Raw genomic sequence first — 21,038 nt, forward strand, 5'->3', positions numbered from 1 at the left:
TCGCTCGCTCACCGGGTGTTCCCGCCGAGCCAGCCGAGCGCCTGGCCGTCGTCCTCGCGGACGCCGATCAGGTCGAGGAAGGCCGCGTGCAGGCTGCTCCCGCCCCGGACGGAGTCCAGCGGGCCCTGGGCGATCACCCGGCCGGCGTTGACCACCGCGACCCAGTCGCAGAGCTGCTCGACCAGCTCCATCACATGGCTGGAGAAGACCACCGTGGAGCCCGCCGCCGCGTACCGCTTGAGCACGCCGCGGATGGTCTGGGCGGAGACCGGGTCGACGCCCTCGAAGGGCTCGTCCAGGAACAGCACGTCGGGGTTGTGCAGCAGCGCGGCGGCCAGGCCGACCTTCTTGCGCATGCCGGTGGAGTAGTCGGCGACGAGCTTGTCGGCGTCCCGGCCGAGGTCCAGGACGGCCAGCAGCTCCTCGGCGCGGCGGTCCACCTCGGCGCCGGGCAGGCCACGCAGCCGGCCGGTGTACTGCAGCAGCTCGCGCCCGCTGAGCCGCTCGAACATCCGCAGGCCCTCGGGCAGGATGCCGATCCGGGCCTTGACCGCGACCGGGTCGGCCCACACGTCGGTGCCGTGCACCAGCACGGTGCCCTGGTCGGGCCGGAGCAGGCCGGTGACCATGGACAGCGTGGTGGTCTTGCCCGCGCCGTTCGGTCCGACCAGGCCGATGAACGCCCCGGCGGGCAGTTCGAGGCTGAGCCCGGCCACGGCGGCCTGGTTGCCGAAGTGCTTCCACAGGCCCTGGATGCTGACGGCGGACGGGGTGCCCGGTCCGGGGCGGCCGGAGGGGGGCGGTTCAAAGGGCGGCGGCGCTGACACCTGCATGGCGGCCTTCCGTCTCTACTGGTGAGTGCTGGTCGAGCGGCTTTCCGAGCCTTCAGCCTGTCACTGCCCGATCAGACTGTCGCCCACTTTGAGCATCCCCTGAGCGTGTCCGCCGAACGGGTGAGGCTCGCCGCCCGGAAACCTGTTCCGGCGGCCGGTGGGCCGATTTGGCAACTACTCAGCTCCACTGTTCGTCCTGCACTATGAGGACCAGTGAGCGCGCGCGGGGGTTCCGCGGTGCCGGGAGGTGGCGGATGTCCGTTCAACCGTGGGGCGAGTACCGTCCCTCCCATCGGCACGGCCATCGGCCGGGAGGCCCCGGCTGGCAGCCCGCGCCCTCCCCGCAGGCGGCGATGCGGGCGAGCCACGCGGACCGTGACCGGACGGTGGACGTGCTGAAGGCCGGCTTCGCCGAGGGCCGGCTCTCCGCGGACGAGTACGAGCAGCGCCACGAGGCGGCGGCCCGGGCGCTCACCTACGGCGAGCTGGCGGCCCTGGTGGCCGACCTGCCGGCCGGGCCGATGGTGACGCCGCCGCTGCAGGCCGTGCAGCCGGTCCCGGCGACGTTCCTGCCGCCGCCTCCGGCGCCGCAGGTCCGACCCACCAGCGCGCTGGCCGTGGTCTCCGTGGTGTGCGGCCTGACCGGCTTCCTGGCGCTGCCGGCGGTGGTCGCGGTGGTCACCGGCCACACCGCCCGGGCACAGATCCGCGAGCGCGACATGAACGGGGACGGCATGGCCGTCCTCGGCCTGGTCCTCGGCTACCTGGGTACCGCCTTCTGGACCTTGATGTTCCTGTTCGGCCTCGCCGCGTAGCGCACCTGGCTCCCTGCCCGCCGTCCCCGCCCGCCGCTCCGGTGGCAGGCGGCCGTCGACTGTGGTAGAGCGGTTGCAGGGCGGCCCGACACCGGCCGGTCGCGTACGGGACACCGTGGCGACACCCGGCCGAAGGCCGCGACCTGCGGCGTTGCATTTGTTTTGACCGCGCCCCATGCGCTAGGTACGCTCTGACCTTGTGCCTGGGGTGTCCCCGGGTCCTTGTGCGTGCATGCACACCGGTCGCCGCGCCGAGCCGGAGCGCCTCCCAGCGCGCCGCGCGTAGAGCGCCGTCGCTGCATCAGCTCATGGGATTCCGTGTCGGAATAGCCCAACACACCCGACCGCGTGGGTCGACCACGGGGTCGTGTGCGAGGGAACACCGCAGGTTAGTTCCACCAAGCCTTGGCACACAGAAAACGGAGAAACGGTGCCTACGATCCAGCAGCTGGTCCGAAAGGGCCGGCAGGACAAGGTCGAGAAGAACAAGACTCCCGCGCTGAAGGGCTCCCCGCAGCGTCGTGGGGTCTGCACGCGTGTGTACACGACCACCCCGAAGAAGCCGAACTCGGCTCTCCGTAAGGTCGCCCGTGTGCGCCTCACCAGCGGGATCGAGGTCACCGCTTACATTCCGGGCGAGGGCCACAACCTGCAGGAGCACTCCATCGTGCTGGTGCGCGGTGGTCGTGTGAAGGACCTTCCTGGTGTCCGCTACAAGATCATCCGCGGCTCGCTTGACACCCAGGGTGTCAAGAACCGCAAGCAGGCCCGCAGCCGCTACGGCGCCAAGAAGGAGAAGTAAGAATGCCTCGTAAGGGCCCCGCCCCGAAGCGCCCGGTCATCATCGACCCGGTCTACGGCTCCCCGGTCGTCACCCAGCTGGTCAACAAGATCCTGCTGCACGGCAAGCGCTCCACCGCCGAGCGGATCGTGTACGGCGCCCTCGAGGGCGTTCGCGAGAAGACCGGCTCGGACCCGGTCGTCGCGCTGAAGCGCGCGCTGGAGAACGTCAAGCCGGCCCTCGAGGTCAAGTCCCGCCGTGTCGGTGGCGCGACCTACCAGGTTCCGGTCGAGGTCCGCCCGGGCCGCGCCAGCACCCTGGCGCTGCGCTGGATGGTCGGCTACTCCCGCGCCCGTCGCGAGAAGACCATGACCGAGCGCCTGATGAACGAGATCCTCGACGCCAGCAACGGCCTGGGCGCTTCCGTGAAGCGTCGCGAGGACACCCACAAGATGGCCGAGTCCAACAAGGCCTTCGCGCACTACCGCTGGTAGTCCGTACCCCGTCACTAGACAGAGAGAGAACGAGCCACCATGGCTGCAACCTCCCTTGACCTCGCCAGGGTCCGCAACATCGGGATCATGGCGCACATCGACGCGGGCAAGACCACCACCACCGAGCGGATCCTGTTCTACACCGGTGTCTCGTACAAGATCGGTGAGGTCCACGATGGCGCTGCCACCATGGACTGGATGGAGCAGGAGCAGGAGCGCGGCATCACGATCACGTCGGCCGCGACGACCTGTCACTGGACGGTCGACGGCGTCGACAACACCATCAACATCATCGACACCCCGGGTCACGTCGACTTCACCGTCGAGGTGGAGCGTTCGCTGCGCGTCCTCGACGGTGCCGTGACGGTGTTCGACGGTGTCGCTGGTGTCGAGCCCCAGTCCGAGACCGTGTGGCGGCAGGCTGACCGCTACGGCGTCCCGCGCATCTGCTTCATCAACAAGCTGGACCGCACGGGCGCGAACTTCTTCTTCTGCGTCGACACCATCGTGGAGCGCCTCGGCGCCACCCCGCTGGTGATGCAGCTCCCGATCGGTGCCGAGGCGGACTTCCAGGGCGTTGTCGACCTGGTCCGCATGAAGGCGCTGGTCTGGTCCGCCGAGGCCGCCAAGGGCGAGATGTACGACATCGTCGACATCCCGGCCGAGCTGCAGGAGCAGGCCGACGAGTACCGCACCCAGCTGATCGACACCGTGTCGAACGTCAGCGACGAGATCATGGAGCTCGCCCTCGAAGAGGCCGAGATCCCGGTCGAGCTGCTGCAGGACGCGATCCGCAAGGGCACCCTGAACTCGGACTTCACCCCGATCTTCTGCGGTACCGCCTTCAAGAACAAGGGCGTTCAGCCCCTGCTCGACGCGGTCGTCAAGTACCTGCCGTCGCCGCTGGACATCGAGTCCATCGAGGGCACGAAGCCGAACGACCCGGAGACCAAGATCTCCCGCAAGGCTTCGGACGACGAGCCGCTGGCCGCGCTGGCGTTCAAGATCATGTCCGACCCGCACCTGGGCAAGCTCACCTTCGTCCGGATCTACTCCGGCCGCCTGGAGTCCGGCACCTCGGTGCTGAACGCCGTGAAGGGCAAGAAGGAGCGCATCGGCAAGATCTACCGCATGCACGCGAACAAGCGTGAGGAGATCGAGTCGGTGGGCGCCGGCGACATCGTCGCCGTCATGGGCCTGAAGCAGACCACCACCGGTGAGACGCTGGCCGACGAGAAGAACCCGGTCATCCTGGAGTCCATGGACTTCCCGGCCCCGGTCATCCGCGTCGCCATCGAGCCCAAGTCCAAGGGTGACCAGGAGAAGCTGGGTGTCGCCATCCAGCGTCTCGCCGAGGAGGACCCGTCCTTCCAGGTCAACACGGACGAGGAGACCGGCCAGACCATCATCGCGGGTATGGGCGAGCTGCACCTCGAGGTGCTCGTCGACCGTATGCGCCGTGAGTTCAAGGTCGAGGCCAACGTCGGCAAGCCGCAGGTCGCGTACCGCGAGACGATCCGTCAGGCCGTCGAGCGCATCGACTACACCCACAAGAAGCAGACCGGTGGTTCCGGTCAGTTCGCCAAGGTGCAGATCGCGATCGAGCCGCTCGAGCAGGCCGAGGGCTACGAGTTCGTCAACCTGGTCACCGGTGGCCGCGTGCCGCGGGAGTACATCCCGTCGGTCGACGCCGGTTGCCAGGAGGCCATGGAGTTCGGTGTTCTCGCCGGCTACCCGCTGCAGGGTGTCCGCGTGAAGCTGCTCGACGGCCAGTCGCACGACGTCGACTCCTCCGAGCTCGCGTTCAAGATCGCCGGTTCGATGGCCTTCAAGGAAGGCGCCAGGAAGGCCAAGCCGGTTCTTCTTGAGCCGATGATGGCCGTCGAGGTCACCACGCCCGAGGACTACATGGGCGACGTGATCGGTGACATCAACTCTCGCCGTGGCCAGATCCGGTCCATGGACGAGCGTCACGGTGCCCGCGTCGTCACGGCGCTGGTGCCCCTCTCCGAGATGTTCGGCTACGTCGGTGACCTGCGCAGCAAGACCTCTGGTCGCGCCAGCTACTCGATGCAGTTCGACTCGTACGCCGAGGTCCCCAAGGCCGTGGCTGAGGAGATCATCGCCAAGTCCAAGGGCGAGTGAGGTCCGGCTCTGCCGGCTTCAGAATCAGTCCGACATTCGGGATGATTCCGACCCCTTAGGCTATTAGGAGGCGACCCGGGAGGATCCGAACGGATTCTCCCGGGGCCTCCGGCCCCCACCCCGCGGGACGGTGCGAGGTGCTTCCGGCACCACGGACCCAGCCCGATCAAGACCAACTGACGTCAGCACGGCGTACAGGAACTGTCCTCAGGAGGACTGCAGTGGCGAAGGCGAAGTTCGAGCGGACGAAGCCCCACGTCAACATCGGCACCATCGGTCACATCGACCACGGTAAGACGACCCTTACCGCGGCCATCACCAAGGTGCTGCACGACGCGTACCCGGAGATCAACCCCTTCACGCCGTTCGACCAGATCGACAAGGCGCCGGAGGAGCGGCAGCGCGGTATCACCATCTCGATCGCGCACGTCGAGTACCAGACCGAGGCGCGTCACTACGCCCACGTCGACTGCCCGGGTCACGCGGACTACATCAAGAACATGATCACCGGTGCGGCCCAGATGGACGGTGCGATCCTCGTCGTCGCCGCCACCGACGGCCCGATGCCGCAGACCAAGGAGCACGTCCTCCTGGCCCGCCAGGTCGGCGTCCCCTACATCGTCGTCGCCCTGAACAAGGCCGACATGGTGGACGACGAGGAGATCCTGGAGCTCGTCGAGCTCGAGGTCCGTGAGCTGCTCTCCGAGTACGAGTTCCCGGGCGACGACCTGCCGGTCGTCCGCGTCTCCGCGCTGAAGGCGCTGGAGGGCGACAAGGAGTGGGGCGAGAAGCTCCTCGGCCTGATGCACGCCGTCGACGAGGCCATCCCGACCCCGGCCCGCGCCGTGGACCAGCCGTTCCTGATGCCGATCGAGGACGTCTTCACGATCACCGGTCGTGGCACCGTCGTCACCGGTCGTATCGAGCGTGGCATCCTCAAGGTCAACGAGACTGTCGACATCATCGGCATCAAGGAGACCAAGACCACCACCACGGTCACCGGCATCGAGATGTTCCGCAAGCTGCTCGACGAGGGCCAGGCCGGTGAGAACGTCGGTCTGCTGCTCCGTGGCATCAAGCGCGAGGACGTCGAGCGCGGCCAGGTCATCATCAAGCCGGGTTCGGTTACCCCGCACACCGACTTCGAGGCCCAGGCCTACATCCTGTCGAAGGACGAGGGTGGCCGTCACACCCCGTTCTTCAACAACTACCGCCCGCAGTTCTACTTCCGTACCACGGACGTGACCGGCGTCGTGACCCTCCCCGAGGGCACCGAGATGGTCATGCCGGGCGACAACACTGGCATGACGGTCGCGCTGATCCAGCCGATCGCCATGGAGGAGGGCCTGAAGTTCGCCATCCGTGAGGGTGGCCGCACCGTCGGCGCCGGCCAGGTCACCAAGATCATCAAGTAATTGATGCTCTGACCTGCCTCGCACAGGCCAGTCCGAAGGGCCCCACGCACCCCTGCGGTGCGTGGGGCCCTTCGGCGTCTCACCCGGCCCTCACCTGGGCGCCCTTCCTCTCACGGGCAGCTCATGGCCGACTGTTATGGTCGGCTCACCATCCAGCCCCGCCGTCGCGGAAAGTGGGACCCAACGCATGTCTACGGCACCGCTGCTCTCGGTCGTGATGCCGATCTACAACGAGCAGGAGGCGCTCCCGCTGACCGTCGAGCGGCTGCGGCCGATCCTGGACGGGCTGGGGGTCGACTACGAGGTCGTGGGTGTCGACGACGGCAGCCGGGACGCCACACCCGTGCTGATGCAGAAGATCCGGCAGGACTGGCCGGAGTTCCGCATCGTCCGCTTCGCCCGCAACTCGGGGCACCAGGCCGCGCTCACCGCGGGCATCCACCGGGCGCTCGGCGACTACGTGGTGAGCATCGACGCCGACCTGCAGGACCCGCCGGAGAAGATCCCGGAGATGCTCGACCTGGCCCGCGAGCAGAACCTCGACGTCGTCTACGGCGTGCGCGGGGACCGCGGCACCGACACCGTCTTCAAGCGCCGCTCGGCCGGCGCGTACTACTGGCTGATGCGCAAGCTGGTCGGCAAGCGGATGCCCAACCAGGCCGGCGACTTCCGGCTGCTCAGCCGCGCGGCGGTGGACGCCCTCAAGCAGCTGCCCGAGCACCAGCCGGTCTACCGGCTGCTGGTGCCGTGGCTCGGCTTCCCCAGCGGCGAGGTGGTGTACGTCCGCGAGGAGCGGGTGGCCGGCGGCACCCACTACCCGCTGTCCAAGATGGTGCGGCTCGCGCTGGACAGCATCACCAACTTCTCGGCCGCCCCGCTGAGGCTGGCCACCTGGCTGGGCCTGGTGAGCTTCGTGGTCTGCATGGCCCTCGCCGTCTACACCACCATCTCGTACGCGGTCGGGTCGACCGTCCCCGGCTGGTCCTCCCTGTACATCGGGATGCTCTTCATCGGCGGCGTGCAGCTGATCTGCGTCGGGCTGCTGGGGGAGTACATCGGCCGGATCTACTCCGCGGTGCAGGCCCGCCCGACCTACTTCGTCGGCTACGACTCGGCTGAGGACGACGAGCGGGGCCGGGGCCGGTGACGCTGACCGAGGAGCCCGCCGAGCCCACCCCGAAGACCCGGCGGCAGCTGCCGTCCTTCCTGGTCATCGGCGTTCTGAGCACCCTCTTCTACCTGGGCCTCTTCGTCGCCGCGCGGTGGTTCACCAACCCGCAGGCGGCGAACCTGATCGCGCTGGCGGTCAGCGCGGTGGCCAACACCGCGGCCAACCGCCGCTTCACCTTCGGAGTGGTCGGCTCCCAGGGGATGGTCCGCCACCAGCTGCAGGGTGCGGTGGCCTTCCTGATCGGGCTCGGCCTCAGCTCGGGGGCACTCGCCCTGCTGGACCGGGTGGTGCCGGACGCCTCCCGGCCGGTGGAGGTGGCCGGACTGATCGTCGCCAACGGCCTGGCCACGGTGGCCCGGTTCGTGCTGCTGAAGGTCTGGGTGTTCCGGGGCGGGGAATCGGGCCCGTCCGAGTCCTGACCAGCGGATCAGCTCCACCGCCGGCTGGCCGGCGCCGCTCGGCGGGCGGACAGCGTTCGCGCGCGATGGTTCGCCGCCAGCCCATGGGGCCCCTGAGCCGTCTGGGCCCATACCACCCTCGGTATGCTGAGCGCTTGCAACCTGCCCGCAGACGGTAGCGGAAGTCCGGACCCGGTAGGGGGGAGACGGGCGGCAGGACTTAACCGGAGGGGCACGGCACCGTGTCGACCATATACAGCTCGCCCGACAGCGAGATCCAGCGCCCGACCGTGCCGCCGGGGCCGCCGCCCTCGGCCGCCGACGGTAGACGGCCGCGGCGCAACCCGCTCGTCCTGGCAGGCGGGCTCGGCCTGTCCTGGCTGGTGCCGGCCGGCCTGGTCGCGCTGCACCTGGGCGTCGTGCTGCTGCCGCTGCTGCTGCTCGCGACCGCCGCCGTGATCCGGGTCGGCGGTGTGCTGCTCGACCGGCTCTTCGTCGCCGGGCTGATCCTGGCCGGCTCGGTTCTGACCTTCGGCCTGGTCTTCTCGCTCTGGCCCTGGGGCCTGTCGCCGACGGTCACCACCGGCGTGATGTTCAGCGTGCTGACCACGGCCGCATGGGCCGCCAGGCGCGCCCCCCGGCTGCCGCTGCGCTTCCGCTGGTCCGACCTGCTGGTGCTGGGCACCTTCGCCGGGATCTGGCACTACCTGTTCCACCCCGTCGACGGCGCGTCGGCGGCCGAGCGGGTCGCCTACTTCGCCACGGCGGAGGACCGGCTCTCGCACTTCTCCTTCTTCTCCGGCATCCAGGGTGTCGGAGGCTTCGACTTCCTCCACCAGGAAGCCGCCAGGTCCTACCTGATCCCGCCGTCCGAGGTGACCTACCCGCAGGGCTCGCACTTCCTGCTGGCCTGGACCGACGGGCTGGTCCACTCCGCCGCCGACCCCGGCGACATGGTCCACACCATGAACCGGTACTTCCTGTACCTGCTGGTGGCGTACGCGTTGTTCTGCACCTCGCTGGTCTGGGCGGCTCGCTGGATCGGCGGGCCGCGGCTGCGCGGCTGGCGGTCGGCGGCGGTCTGCGCGACCGTCGGCGCGATCATGTTCGCCAGTAACTACCTGGACCTGCTGGTCCACGGCTTCGACTCGACCTTCATCGGCCTGCTGCTGGTCGCGCTCGCGCTCGCGGTGCTGATCCGGCCGGCGATGGGCCTCACCGAGTTCCTGCTGGTCGCCTCCGCCGGGCTGATCGCCGTCACCTACACGTACAACATCTACGGCGCGTTCGTCGGCGTGGCGCTGCTGGGCGCGCTGGTGGTGCACCGGCGCAGGTTCGCCGGGCGCTGGTGGTGGACCCTCGGCGCGCTGGCGTGCGCGCTGGGCGTGGCCGCGCTGCCGAGCGTCCTCTCGGTGCTGGGCGACCTGGACGTGGCCAGCGCCTCGAACATGAGCGGCCCGAGCGTCAGCGCGGACCGCTCGATCCTGATCGGCGGCGGCCTGCTCGGGCTGCTGGCGGCGGCCATGCCGCGCAACCGCCGCACCGCCACCGGCCAGGCGCACCTGGCAGTGCTGCTCGGCACCGGCGGCCTGCTCAGTGCCTTCGCGGTCTACCAGCTGCACAGCATCGGCAAGTACTCGTACTACTTCCACAAGATGACGGCCGTGGGCGTCGTGGTCGCCCTGATATCGATCGGCGCGGTCGGGGCGGTCCTGCAGACGCCCCACCGGGGCACCGGCAACGTGCTCACCCGGCGCCTGGGCGAGCTGGCGCTCTCCGGGCTGACCGTCGCCGCCGCACTGAGCCTCTTCGCCAACGTGCAGTGGGGCTTCCTGGCGACCAAAGACGCCCCGTCCGCATGGTCCAACAACCCGCTGGTGGCCTGGGGCCGCGGCGAGTTCGAGACCGACATGGGCCCCAAGGGCATGGACGCGCTGAAGGTCCTGCGCGGCGACGGACCGGTGATCGCGCTGGTCTCCAACGACGACGTCAAGAACCTGAAGGCCACCTGGCTCGCCTCGCTGATGAACCGGCGCGGCGGCGACATGAAGGCGCTGTACGAGATCCACTGGGTGGACATCGGTGGTCCGCAGGCGAAGGAGGAGGACTACCAGCGCTCCTTCGGCAGGCTCAAGGGTGCCATCGAGAAGCTCCCCGCGCCGCACCCGACGCCGACCATCCTGACCGCCGACCGTTCCGTGGGTGACCGGATCAAGCGGGACCTGGCCAAGCACGGCTTGGCGGTCAATGTGCTGAGCGATCAGGGGCTGCTCTGGACCCAGCCGTGGGGCCGTACCTTCCCCGGGCTCTGAGATGACGTCCGAGGGGATGCCCGTGCGCACTGAGCATTCACGGCCACCCGCTACTATTCACAGCAATCGCACGGCCTGGCCGGCCTCGTGCGGAGGCGTGTGGCAAGGCCGGCCGGTGAATTCGGTGGTCATGTGATGAAGAACCCGATCGCCAAGCTGCTTGGGGTGCTTCCCCCGGGGGCGCGGCTCGTGGTCGGTGGCACAGTCGTGCTCGGAGCCTCGGCGTACGTCTACATGGCGCTCGTGGGCTACAGCCTGGGCACCGCCGGCGCGGCCAGGGTGACGATGCTCTGGACCATCGTGATGTCCGTGGGGTGGGGACTGTTCCAGCCCGTCGAGCTGGAGCTGACCCGGCTGGTGGCCGCCCGCAAGGTGGCCGGGCACGGGGCGCTACCCGCGGTACGGCGGATGCTGCTGCTCGCCATGGCGATCCTGGTCGCGGTCTGCGCGGTTCTGGCCGCCGCCGCCGGCCCGATCGCCGACCTGCTGTTCGGCGGCGACAAGTCACTGGTGCTGGCCCTGGCCGGCGGCCTGGCCGGCCTCGCGGTGAGTTCGGTCGCCCGCGGCGCGCTGGCCGGCCTCGGGCTGTTCGGCCCGTACGGCAGCCAGCTGGCCGTCGACGGCGGGCTGCGCATCGGCCTGGCCGCGCTGGCGGCGGTGGTCGGACTGCACTCGGCGCTGGCCTTCGGCCTGATCCTGTTCGTCTCCCCGCTGGCCGCCTCGCTGATCGGCCTGCGCGGCACCCTCGCCGACCGCGCCCCCGGGCCGGAGGTGTCCTGGAGGCAGCTCACCGGCGGCCTCGGCCTGCTGATCGCCTCGGTGATGCTCAGCCAGCTGGTGGTGAACGCGACCGTGGTCTGCGTACGCCTGCTCGCGCCGAAGCACTCCGAGGCCTCCGACGCGCTGGTCTTCGCGGTCGGCCAGGCCGTGGTGATGGCCCGGGCTCCGCTGTTCGCCTACAGCGCCCTGCAGGCCTCGATGGTGTCCGCGCTCTCCGGTGCCGCCGCGGCCGGCGACCACGCCGAGTTCCGCAAGGTGCTGACCCGCACCACCGCGATCGTCGCCGCGATGTGCATCGGCGGCGGCCTGCCGGTGATCGTGCTCGGCTCCAAGCTCAACCCGCTGCTGTTCAACGCCAAGGACGTGCTCGGGCCGCTGGACTTCGTCTGGCTGGTGTTCGGAACGCTCTGCTACGTCCTGGCGACGGTCTTCGGCCAGGCGCTGATGTCGAGCGCCCAGCACCGCCGTCAGTTGGTGGGCTGGACCGCCGGTTCCGTAGCATTGGTGGCTGTCGCGCTCACTCCGGGCAACGTCGGTCTCCGTGCGGAGCTCGCGTACCTGGCGGGCTCGCTGGTCAGTGCCGTCCTGATGCTGTGGTCGCTGTACCGCGCCTTCCCCTCCCGCCCCGCCGCCGTGCCGGCCGACCGGACCGCAGCAGAGCCGCTGCGGACTTCCTGAGGGCGGGGGACGGACTGTGATCGGCCGACGCCCGTGATCATCACCGATAGACAGACCCGAGGCACGCGACGCCGTGCCGTTCGCCAAGCATGGAGCAGCTGTGTCCGAGTATGACAACGTCTGGCTGGTGATCCCGGCCTACAACGAAGGCCAGGTGATCGCCGACGTCGTGGAGGGGGCACGCAAGACCTTCCCGAACATCGTGGTGATCGACGACGGCTGCACCGACGACACGGCCCAGCACGTCATGTCGACCGGAGCCCACCTGGTGCGGCACCCGGTCAACCTGGGGCAGGGCGCCGCGCTCCAGACCGGCCTGAGGTACGCGCTGGAGCAGGAGGGCGCCGAGTACTTCGCGACCTTCGACGCGGACGGCCAGCACCAGACCGCGGACGTCGAGAAGATGGTGGCTCTGCTGCGCCAGGACGAGGCCGACATCGTGCTCGGCTCCCGCTTCATCGAGCAGACCGGCCAGGTGCCGTGGATCAAGCGGGTCGTGCTCCGCACCGCCGCCGCGGTCAGCCCGACCGCCCGCAAGCTCAAGCTCACCGACGCGCACAACGGTCTGCGCGTGATGAACCGTGAGGCCGCCAGCCGGATCAAGATCACCATGAACGGCATGGCCCACGCTTCGGAGATCGTCTCCTTCCTCGCCGGCTCGGACCTCCGGGTCGCCGAGGTCCCGGTGGACATCCTCTACACCGACTACTCGCGCGCCAAGGGCCAGTCCCTGATCAACGGCGTCAACATCCTCTTCGACATCTCGCTGCGGGAGCGTAACCGCCGATGAATCACCTCTGGATCCAGCTGATCCTGGTCGTGGCCGCGGTGGCCATGGCCCTCCTGTTCGTCCGGCGCTGGGACGCCGCGAACACCCGGGCGTGGAAGCGCATCGCCTTCGCGCTGTTCGTGATCGCCAACGTCGTCGCCATCCTGTGGCCGGCCGGTGTGACCAAGCTGGCCACCGCGCTGGGCGTCGGCCGCGGCACGGACCTGGTGCTCTACCTGATGGTGATCGCCATGGGCTTCCTCACCCTCAACACCTACCTGCGCTTCCGCTCGCTGGAGAAGAAGCTCACCGACCTGGCCCGTACCGTGGCCATCACCGAGGGCGTCCGCCACAACAACGACCGCCTGGACGCTCCGGTCGGTTCCGACCGCTGATCCCGAGCGGTCACAACGGCGCAGTACCAACGGCTGAGGGCCGGCACCACTGACGGGGGCCGGCCCTCAGCGGTTGGTGGTGGCGGACAACCCGGCCGACGCAGTCGTTCGAAAAAGCTGGTTGACTTGGCTCGCCCGGCGGCCGCGGCCGGGCGGCACCGAAGCGTGATCCAGGACCAGGAGGTGCGGCGCCGTCATGAGCGTCGATTTCGTCATCCCGTACTACGGCGACCCGGAGTACCTGTTCGCCACCATCGACAGCATCCGGGCTCAGAACCAGCAGGACTGGCGGCTGACCGTCGTGGATGACCAGTACCCGGGCTTCCGCGCGCTGCAGTACATCGAGAGCCTGGACGACGAGCGGATCCGCTACGTCCGCAACGAGGAGCGGCTCGGCCCCAACGGCAACACCTACAAGGCGTCCACCCTGGCCGAGCGCGAGTTCGTCTCGATGATGGGCGCCGACGACCTGCTGGAGCCGGACTACCTGGACGTCGTCCTGGAGCGCATGAAGGCCGACCCGAACGCGATCGCGGTCCAGCCGGGCGTGAAGGTGATGGACAGCGACGGGAACCTGGTGCCCTCGCTCGGCATCGGCGACAAGGTCAAGCGCCGGATCGCCGCCCCGGCCCGCAAGGCCGGCGTCATCGGCGGCGAGGAGGCGGTGAAGAGCCTGCTGTCCGGCAACTGGCTGTACACCCCGTCGCTCCTCTACCGGCAGTCCGCGTTGTCGAAGATCCCGTACCGCCCGGACATCGACGCCGTCCACGACCTGGCCTTCATGGTCGACATGCTGATGGAGGGCGGCAACCTGCTGGTCGACGAGCGCGAGGTGTTCCGCTACCGCCGTCACCAGGCCAGCGACTCCTCGACCCGGGTGAAGGACGGCAAGCGCTTCGACGAGGAGCTGCGCTACTACGGGCTGATCGCCAAGGAGCTGCGCGCCAAGGGCTGGAACGCGGCGGCCCGCTCGGCCGACCTGCACCTCTCGTCCCGCCTGCACGCCCTGATGGTCGCCGCCGGACGCCTCGGCGCGGGTGACTTCGCCCACGCCGGAGCCATGGTCGGCCGCGCCGTCCGCAGCAGCTGACCCGGCCCGGAGCGGGGCGCGGCGGGACGTCGCCACCTGTCACGACGTCAACCCGCCGCTCCGGGCTCGCGGCGGCCGGCCGATCAGGTCGGCTCCGCGTGCCGGGCACGGGTTGATCGTCGGGCAGCCGAGCCTGCGTCGCCGGAGCGACGGGCGAAGGACGGACGGTCAAGAGGCGACAAGAGGGCGGATGCGGCAGCTCAGGTGCCCTAGGCCATTCGCATGTACACGATCCGCCGAATGGCCGCGCTGGCTCGACATCGGGCCGCATGGCAGACTTCCCGTGCGATCCAACGAGTGGGGGTGCGTGCAGGCTCGCGACGCACCTGCGAGTAGGACATGACAAGTGCTGGTTCCAACAAGTAGGGAAGTGTCCCGGTGCAGCCGCTGATCGATTCTGCCCATGCGTCCGACGGGCAGACATTGAGGGAGGGCGGTGACGGGAACACGACCGGGGCCGCCGAGACGACGACACCTCCGGCCGCACTGATCCGACTGAGGGCCCTTGCCGCCCACCGCTGGTTCTGGCCGGCGGCCCTGCTGCTCGGCTACCTCGGGCAGACGGCGTTCCGGCTGGCGCTGTCGATCCACAACTACTACCCCTCGGTGCACGCGGACGAGGACGGGTACCTCGCGATCGCGCGGGTGCTGGCCGGTAGGCCGACCACCGAGATGCCCACCGGCGTGATCATCCCCGGCGGCTACTCGCTGCTGATCTCGCCGGCGCTGCGGATCGCCGACAACCCCGCGACCGCGTACCACCTGATCATGGGCATCAACGCGGTGCTCAACGCGCTGGTCTTCCCGCTGGCCTTCGTGGCGGCGCGCCGCCTGGGCCTGGCTCGGCCGCACGCGTTCCTGGCGGGGACCGCCGTCGCGCTGGTGCCGCCGGTGATCTTCTACTCCCAGTTCGTCATGACGGACACCGTCCTCCCGGTGCTCCTGCTGGCCTGGCTGATCTCGATGCACGGCTGGCTCTCGCCCGGATCGCCGCGCCGCCGCTCGCTCTACGCGGTGGCGATGAGCCTGGCCGCCGGCTACTCGATGGCCACCCATGACCGCGGCGGCGTGGTCGTGGCGCTGACGGCGCTGGCCCTGGTCGTGGTGCTGGCCTTCGGCTGGGCGCCGCGGCTCTCCTCGCTGGTCGGGATCGGCGGGCTCGGGGTGGCCTACCTGGGCGTCAAGCTGCTGGCCAACTTCGTCGAGAGCCAGTTCAAGGACGTGCCCGGGGCCGGCGTGGGCAACAAGGTCTTCGAGAACCTCGGGAACAGCAAGCTCACCGGCACGATCATCGTCCGCACCCTGGGCGAGCTGTGGTACTTCATGACCTCCACGTACGGCCTCGGGGCGGTCGCCTTCGTGCTGTGCGTGGTGGCCGTGTTCCACCGCCGGTTCTCGGTGGCCGAGCGGGTGGTGGCCTTCTGCATGATCGCCATGCTGTGCGGCACCGCGCTGGCCTCCGCCGCCGGCCTCGCGGACAACGACCGCATCGACAACTGGGTGTACGCCAGGTACTGCGCCGTGCTGGTGCCGGTGTTCCTGGTGGTCGGCCTGGCCGCACTGGTCCGGGCCGGGACGCGCCCGCTGCTGCGGCTGGCCGTGGCCGGCGTGGTGGTCGTCGGGATCACCGGGCTGTCGGTCACCGAGTACGCGGGCTCCGAGATCAAGGCCTGGATCATCCCGTGGACCGTGCCGGACGCGCAGTTCCTCTCCTCGGCCTATGACGGCCTGCACATGGGCCGTACGACGTTCGGCGCGCTCGCCGTGCTGGCCGCCTGCGTGCTGCTGCGGGTGGCCGGCGGTCGCCGGATCGCCGCGGCCGTGGTGGGCTGCCTGGCGATCTTCGCCGCGTACGCGACGGTCGCCGTCACCAACAACATCGCCGAGCCGCACTCCCAGTTCCGCAAGTACGAGGCGGTCGACCTGGTCAAGGAGGCCGGTCTGGGCAAGGGCGACAGCGTGGTCCTGGACTGGGACCTCGACTTCGGCGCCCGGATGTCGCTGGCCTACGAGGTCTACTGGGGCCGGGTCTGGACCAGCAACGTGAAGCAAGGCAACACCCCGCCGGAGAAGGCCACCGCGATCCTGTTGACCGTCTCCAAGGACGCGAAGCCGGAGTCCAGCTGGGAGAAGCCGCTTCCGGGCTGGCACGTCGCGAAGTACAACAAGGACCGCGGCTGGGTGCTCTGGCGCAAGGGCTGAGCAGCGGGACTACCCGATCGGGGCCGGTGAGGGACACCTCACCGGCCCCGATTGGCATCCGGGCTGCTCCATGTGGCAGTATGTCCAAGTTGCTCGGTTGAGTGCCGATGCTGCGCGCCTCCCGCCGGGAGGACCGGAAGCGAGTCCCATGTACTCGTCGTTCCCGTGATGGCCGTCAAGCGTGAGTTCTACGCCACGGCAGCTGCGGGGCGGACGTACGGGAATCTTCCGGGAAGCGTATGCGGGGCCTCGGCCCGGCTCCCCCCACCCTGAAAGTTCGAAACCGACGAGTTCTTCGCCGGTTTTTTGCAAGCGCGAGTGCGACACGCCCGAGCGCGGGGGTCGGAGGGGAAGTCGTGCGGCAACTAAGGACAAAGGACTACTGAGTAGCCATGGCGGGACAGAAGATCCGCATCCGGCTCAAGGCCTACGACCACGAGGTCATCGACTCCTCGGCGAAGAAGATCGTCGAGACGGTGATCCGTACTGGTGCGCAGGTCGCGGGCCCGGTGCCGCTGCCCACTGAGAAGAACGTGTACTGCGTCATCCGCTCGCCGCACAAGTACAAGGACTCGCGCGAGCACTTCGAGATGCGTACTCACAAGCGTCTGATCGACATCCTCGACCCCACGCCGAAGACGGTTGACTCGCTGATGCGTCTCGACCTGCCGGCGGGCGTCGACATCGAGATCAAGCTCTGAGAGGCGCACCGAAGATGGCTAAGCAGATTAAGGGCATCCTGGGCGAGAAGCTCGGCATGACCCAGGTCTGGGACGAGAACAACCGGATCGTTCCGGTGACCGTCGTCAAGGCTGGGCCCAATGTCGTGACCCAGGTCCACACCGCCGACAGCCCGGCCGGCTACGACGCCGTCCAGATCGGCTTCGGCGAGATCGACCCCCGCAAGGTGAACAAGCCCCTCGCGGGCCACTTCGCCAAGGCCGGTGTCACCCCGCGCCGCCACCTGGTCGAGCTCCGTACCTCGGACGCGTCCGAGTACACCCTGGGCCAGGAGATCACCGCGGAGCTGTTCGAGGCGGGTGTCAAGGTCGACGTGACCGGCACCTCCAAGGGCAAGGGCTTCGCCGGTGTCATGAAGCGCCACAACTTCCGGGGCCTCGGCGCCGGTCACGGTGTGCAGCGCAAGCACCGCTCGCCCGGCTCGATCGGTGGCTGCGCCACCCCGGGTCGCGTGTTCAAGGGCGTGAGGATGGCCGGCCGGATGGGCCACGAGCGTGTGACCACCCAGAACCTGACCATCCATGCCGTTGACGCGGAGAAGGGGCTGCTCCTGATCAAGGGCGCCGTCCCGGGCCCGAACGGCGGCCTCGTCCTCGTCCGCACCGCGGCGAAGGGGCTGTGAGGATATGAGCACCATTGACATCCTGTCGCCCTCGGGCGACAAGACCGGCAGCCTTGAGCTGCCGGCCGAGATCTTCGACGCGAAGGTCAGCGTTCCGCTGATGCACCAGGTCGTCGTGGCGCAGCTCGCTGCGGCCCGTCAGGGCACCCACAAGACCAAGACTCGTGCCGAGGTCCGCGGTGGCGGCAAGAAGCCGTACCGCCAGAAGGGCACCGGCCGCGCCCGTCAGGGCTCGACCCGCGCCCCGCAGTTCGCCGGCGGTGGCGTTGTGCACGGTCCCGTGCCGCGCGACTACTCGCAGCGGACCCCGAAGAAGATGATCGCCGCCGCCCTGCGCGGTGCGCTCACCGACCGGGCCCGCCACAACCGCATTCACGTCGTCACCGACGTGACCGCGACCGAGGCGCCGTCGACCAAGGCCGCCAAGAGCCTGTTCGGCAAGATCACCGACCGCAAGAACGTCCTCCTGGTCGTCGAGCGTTCGGACGAGCTGGGCCTCAAGTCCGCTCGCAACCTGCCGAACGTGCACATCCTGGACGCCGGTCAGCTGAACACCTACGACGTGCTCGTCTCCGACGATGTGGTCTTCACCCAGGCCGCCTTCGAGCGTTTCGTGGCCGGTCCGGCCGCGTCCGCCAAGGCCGTGGCTGCTGAGGGCGAGCTCGAAGGGAGCGCCGCCTGATGGCTGCAGAGATCACGAGCAAGACGTTCACGGACCCGCGTGACGTCCTGGTGAAGCCGGTCATCTCGGAGAAGAGCTACTCGCTCCTCGACGAGAACAAGTACACGTTCGTCGTGTCGCCCGGTGCCAACAAGACCCAGATCAAGCAGGCCGTCGAGACGGTCTTCTCGGTCAAGGTCGAGTCCGTCAACACGCTCAACCGTCAGGGCAAGCGCAAGCGCTCCAAGACGGGCTTTGGCAAGCGCAAGGACACCAAGCGCGCCATCGTGACGCTGGCTGAGGGCAACCGCATCGACATCTTCGGCGGTCCGGTCTCCTAACGGAGATCGTGATCGTCGATAAGGACGAGGACGAGAGAGCCAAATGGGCATCCGCAAGTACAAGCCGACTACGCCGGGCCGTCGTGGCTCCAGCGTGGCCGACTTCGTAGAGATCACGCGGTCCACGCCGGAGAAGTCGCTGGTTCGCCCCCTGCACAGCAAGGGCGGCCGTAACAACGCCGGTCGGATCACCGTTCGCCACCAGGGTGGCGGCCACAAGCGCGCCTACCGCGTGATCGACTTCCGTCGTCACGACAAGGACGGCGTGCCGGCCAAGGTCGCGCACATCGAGTACGACCCGAACCGCACCGCGCGCATCGCGCTCCTGCACTACGCGGACGGCGAGAAGCGCTACATCATCGCGCCGCGCGGCATCACGCAGGGTGACCGGATCGAGAACGGCGCTGGCGCCGACATCAAGCCGGGCAACAACCTGCCGCTTCGCAACATCCCGGTCGGTACCACCATCCACGCGGTGGAGCTGCGTCCGGGTGGCGGTGCCAAGATGGCCCGCTCCGCCGGCTCCGGCATCCAGCTGCTGGCGCGTGAGGGCAAGATGGCGCACCTGCGCATGCCCTCCGGTGAGATCCGCCTGGTGGACGCGCGTTGCCGCGCCACCGTCGGCGAGGTCGGCAACGCCGAGCAGTCGAACATCAACTGGGGCAAGGCCGGCCGTATGCGCTGGAAGGGCGTCCGCCCGACCGTGCGTGGTGTCGCCATGAACCCGATCGACCACCCGCACGGTGGTGGTGAGGGTAAGACCTCTGGTGGCCGCCACCCGGTCTCGCCGTGGGGCCAGAAGGAGGGTCGCACTCGTAGCCCGAAGAAGGCTTCGAACGCCCTCATCGTGCGCCGCCGCAAGACCAACAAGAAGCGCTAGGAGCAGGTCAGATGCCGCGCAGTCTCAAGAAGGGCCCCTTCATCGACGGCCACCTTCTCAAGAAGGTGGACGCTCAGAACGAGGCGGGTACCCAGAACGTCATCAAGACCTGGTCCCGTCGCTCCGTGATCTTCCCGGCCATGCTCGGCCACACGATCGCGGTGCACGATGGCCGTAAGCACATCCCGGTGTTCGTCACCGAGTCGATGGTCGGCCACAAGCTCGGCGAGTTCGCGCCGACGCGTACCTTCCGCGGTCACGTCAAGGACGACCGCAAGTCGAAGCGTCGCTAGTCGCCAGCGAGATTACCGACTCAATGACTTACACCAGCAAGGGGACAACCATGGAAGCCAGGGCCCAGGCGCGGTACATCCGCGTCACGCCCATGAAGGCCCGCCGCGTGGTGGACCTCATCCGTGGCCTGCCGGCCACGGAGGCCCAGGCCGTCCTGCGTTTCGCTCCGCAGGCCGCCACCGTGCCCGTCGGCAAGGTGCTCGACAGCGCCATCGCCAACGCCGCGCACAACTACAACCACTCCAACGTGGACGACCTCGTCATCAGCGAGGCGTACGTTGACGAGGGCCCGACCCTGAAGCGGTTCCGTCCGCGTGCCCAGGGTCGTGCCTACCGGATCCGCAAGCGGACCAGCCACATCACCGTGGTCGTCAGCAGCAAGGAAGGGACCCGGTAATGGGCCAGAAGGTTAACCCGCACGGGTTCCGCCTCGGCATCAGCACGGACTTCAAGTCCCGCTGGTACGCCGACAAGCTGTACAAGGACTACGTCAAGGAAGACGTCGCCATTCGTCGCATGATGACGAAGGGCATGGAGCGCGCCGGCATCTCCAAGGTCGAGATCGAGCGCACCCGCGACCGCGTCCGCGTTGACATCCACACCGCTCGCCCCGGCATCGTCATCGGCCGCCGTGGCACCGAGGCCGACCGCATCCGCGGCGACCTCGAGAAGCTGACCGGCAAGCAGGTCCAGCTGAACATCCTCGAGGTCAAGAACCCCGAGCTGGACGCCCAGCTCGTGGCTCAGGGCGTCGCGGAGCAGCTGTCCTCCCGCGTCTCCTTCCGTCGTGCCATGCGCAAGTCGATGCAGGGCACCATGAAGTCCGGCGCCAAGGGCATCAAGGTGCAGTGCTCCGGTCGTCTCGGCGGCGCCGAGATGAGCCGTTCGGAGTTCTACCGCGAGGGCCGTGTGCCGCTGCACACCCTGCGCGCGAACGTCGACTACGGCTTCTTCGAGGCCAAGACGACCTTCGGCCGCATCGGCGTGAAGGTCTGGATCTACAAGGGCGACGTCAAGAACATCGCCGAGGTCCGCGCTGAGAACGCCGCTGCCCGCTCGGGCAACCGCCCGGCCCGTCCCGAGGGTGGTCGTCCCGCCCGCGGTGGCGAGCGCCGTGGTGGCGAGCGCGGTGGCCGTGGCCGTCGCCCCGCCGCTGCCGAGGCCCCCGCGGCCCCGGCCGCCGAGGCTCCGGCTGCCGAGAACACCGGAACGGAGGCCTGA

22 protein-coding genes are annotated in these 21,038 nt (G+C 68.9%); 21 read left to right on the top strand and 1 reads right to left on the bottom strand.

The genetic code is table 11. The features are described from left to right. Positions 1 to 8 precede the first annotated feature (8 nt). The gene (locus ABZW30_RS04970) at positions 9 to 833 is read right to left on the bottom strand and encodes an ABC transporter ATP-binding protein (RefSeq protein WP_355669638.1); all 825 of its coding nucleotides are present in this window, start codon (positions 831 to 833) and stop codon (positions 9 to 11) included. 254 nt (positions 834 to 1,087) lie between these two features. Between ABZW30_RS04970 and ABZW30_RS04975 the strand changes: the two genes are divergently transcribed. The 21 genes from ABZW30_RS04975 (at position 1,088) to rpsC (ending at position 21,038) form a co-directional block, all read left to right on the top strand. Continuing rightward, positions 1,088 to 1,648 (top strand): DUF1707 and DUF4190 domain-containing protein, encoded by a 561-nt coding sequence (locus tag ABZW30_RS04975; RefSeq protein WP_355669639.1) that lies wholly within the window; start codon positions 1,088 to 1,090, stop codon positions 1,646 to 1,648. A 430-nt stretch (positions 1,649 to 2,078) separates the two neighbouring features. Continuing rightward, entirely contained in the window at positions 2,079 to 2,450 is a 372-nt protein-coding gene (gene rpsL, locus ABZW30_RS04980) for a 30S ribosomal protein S12 (RefSeq protein WP_014144289.1), read from the top strand. Positions 2,451 to 2,452: 2 nt separating this feature from the next. Next, entirely contained in the window at positions 2,453 to 2,923 is a 471-nt protein-coding gene (gene rpsG / locus ABZW30_RS04985) for a 30S ribosomal protein S7 (protein ID WP_148644378.1), read from the top strand. 39 nt (positions 2,924 to 2,962) lie between these two features. After that, complete coding sequence (fusA, locus tag ABZW30_RS04990; RefSeq protein WP_355669640.1) at positions 2,963 to 5,068, top strand: elongation factor G; 2,106 nt, start codon at positions 2,963 to 2,965, stop codon at positions 5,066 to 5,068. Between the two features lie 221 nt (positions 5,069 to 5,289). Then, positions 5,290 to 6,483 (top strand): elongation factor Tu, encoded by a 1,194-nt coding sequence (gene tuf / locus ABZW30_RS04995; RefSeq protein WP_326846505.1) that lies wholly within the window; start codon positions 5,290 to 5,292, stop codon positions 6,481 to 6,483. 187 nt (positions 6,484 to 6,670) lie between these two features. Next, the gene (locus ABZW30_RS05000) at positions 6,671 to 7,630 is read left to right on the top strand and encodes a glycosyltransferase family 2 protein (RefSeq protein ID WP_355669641.1); all 960 of its coding nucleotides are present in this window, start codon (positions 6,671 to 6,673) and stop codon (positions 7,628 to 7,630) included. Continuing rightward, positions 7,627 to 8,073 (top strand): GtrA family protein, encoded by a 447-nt coding sequence (locus tag ABZW30_RS05005; protein ID WP_355669642.1) that lies wholly within the window; start codon positions 7,627 to 7,629, stop codon positions 8,071 to 8,073. The genes ABZW30_RS05000 and ABZW30_RS05005 overlap by 4 nt, the downstream gene beginning before the upstream one ends. A gap of 221 nt (positions 8,074 to 8,294) precedes the next feature. Continuing rightward, positions 8,295 to 10,364 carry a hypothetical protein gene (locus tag ABZW30_RS05010; RefSeq protein ID WP_355669643.1) on the top strand — a complete coding sequence of 690 codons (2,070 nt, stop codon included), beginning with the start codon at positions 8,295 to 8,297 and terminating at the stop codon, positions 10,362 to 10,364. 135 nt (positions 10,365 to 10,499) lie between these two features. Then, entirely contained in the window at positions 10,500 to 11,822 is a 1,323-nt protein-coding gene (locus ABZW30_RS05015) for a hypothetical protein (RefSeq protein ID WP_355669644.1), read from the top strand. 100 nt (positions 11,823 to 11,922) lie between these two features. Then, on the top strand, positions 11,923 to 12,612 hold the full coding sequence (locus tag ABZW30_RS05020) for a glycosyltransferase family 2 protein (protein ID WP_355669645.1): 690 nt from the start codon (positions 11,923 to 11,925) through the stop codon (positions 12,610 to 12,612). Then, positions 12,609 to 12,986, top strand: a complete 378-nt coding sequence (locus ABZW30_RS05025) for a DUF2304 domain-containing protein (protein WP_355669646.1) — start codon at positions 12,609 to 12,611, stop codon at positions 12,984 to 12,986. The genes ABZW30_RS05020 and ABZW30_RS05025 overlap by 4 nt, the downstream gene beginning before the upstream one ends. A gap of 196 nt (positions 12,987 to 13,182) precedes the next feature. After that, positions 13,183 to 14,076: a glycosyltransferase gene (locus tag ABZW30_RS05030; RefSeq protein ID WP_355669647.1), complete on the top strand. Its 894-nt coding sequence runs from the start codon at positions 13,183 to 13,185 to the stop codon at positions 14,074 to 14,076. A 378-nt stretch (positions 14,077 to 14,454) separates the two neighbouring features. Then, the gene (locus tag ABZW30_RS05035) at positions 14,455 to 16,278 is read left to right on the top strand and encodes a hypothetical protein (protein ID WP_355669648.1); all 1,824 of its coding nucleotides are present in this window, start codon (positions 14,455 to 14,457) and stop codon (positions 16,276 to 16,278) included. A 392-nt stretch (positions 16,279 to 16,670) separates the two neighbouring features. Beyond that, on the top strand, positions 16,671 to 16,979 hold the full coding sequence (gene rpsJ / locus ABZW30_RS05040; RefSeq protein WP_012785157.1) for a 30S ribosomal protein S10: 309 nt from the start codon (positions 16,671 to 16,673) through the stop codon (positions 16,977 to 16,979). A 14-nt stretch (positions 16,980 to 16,993) separates the two neighbouring features. Further along, positions 16,994 to 17,641 carry a 50S ribosomal protein L3 gene (gene rplC / locus ABZW30_RS05045; RefSeq protein WP_355669649.1) on the top strand — a complete coding sequence of 216 codons (648 nt, stop codon included), beginning with the start codon at positions 16,994 to 16,996 and terminating at the stop codon, positions 17,639 to 17,641. A gap of 4 nt (positions 17,642 to 17,645) precedes the next feature. Continuing rightward, positions 17,646 to 18,323: a 50S ribosomal protein L4 gene (gene rplD / locus ABZW30_RS05050; RefSeq protein ID WP_355669650.1), complete on the top strand. Its 678-nt coding sequence runs from the start codon at positions 17,646 to 17,648 to the stop codon at positions 18,321 to 18,323. Beyond that, a complete protein-coding gene (rplW, locus tag ABZW30_RS05055; protein WP_352286400.1) occupies positions 18,320 to 18,643 on the top strand; it encodes a 50S ribosomal protein L23 in 324 nt (107 codons plus the stop codon). The genes rplD and rplW overlap by 4 nt, the downstream gene beginning before the upstream one ends. Positions 18,644 to 18,686: 43 nt before the next feature. Next, positions 18,687 to 19,523: a 50S ribosomal protein L2 gene (gene rplB / locus ABZW30_RS05060; protein ID WP_355669651.1), complete on the top strand. Its 837-nt coding sequence runs from the start codon at positions 18,687 to 18,689 to the stop codon at positions 19,521 to 19,523. Between the two features lie 11 nt (positions 19,524 to 19,534). After that, positions 19,535 to 19,816 carry a 30S ribosomal protein S19 gene (gene rpsS, locus ABZW30_RS05065; RefSeq protein ID WP_355669652.1) on the top strand — a complete coding sequence of 94 codons (282 nt, stop codon included), beginning with the start codon at positions 19,535 to 19,537 and terminating at the stop codon, positions 19,814 to 19,816. 50 nt (positions 19,817 to 19,866) lie between these two features. After that, positions 19,867 to 20,214, top strand: coding sequence for a 50S ribosomal protein L22 (gene rplV / locus ABZW30_RS05070; protein WP_030055822.1), 348 nt, complete (start codon positions 19,867 to 19,869; stop codon positions 20,212 to 20,214). After that, the gene (gene rpsC / locus ABZW30_RS05075; RefSeq protein WP_030263494.1) at positions 20,214 to 21,038 is read left to right on the top strand and encodes a 30S ribosomal protein S3; all 825 of its coding nucleotides are present in this window, start codon (positions 20,214 to 20,216) and stop codon (positions 21,036 to 21,038) included. The genes rplV and rpsC overlap by 1 nt, the downstream gene beginning before the upstream one ends.

It is taken from the genome of Kitasatospora sp. NPDC004669, assembly GCF_040609455.1.
Classification (GTDB): Bacteria; Actinomycetota; Actinomycetes; order Streptomycetales; family Streptomycetaceae; genus Kitasatospora.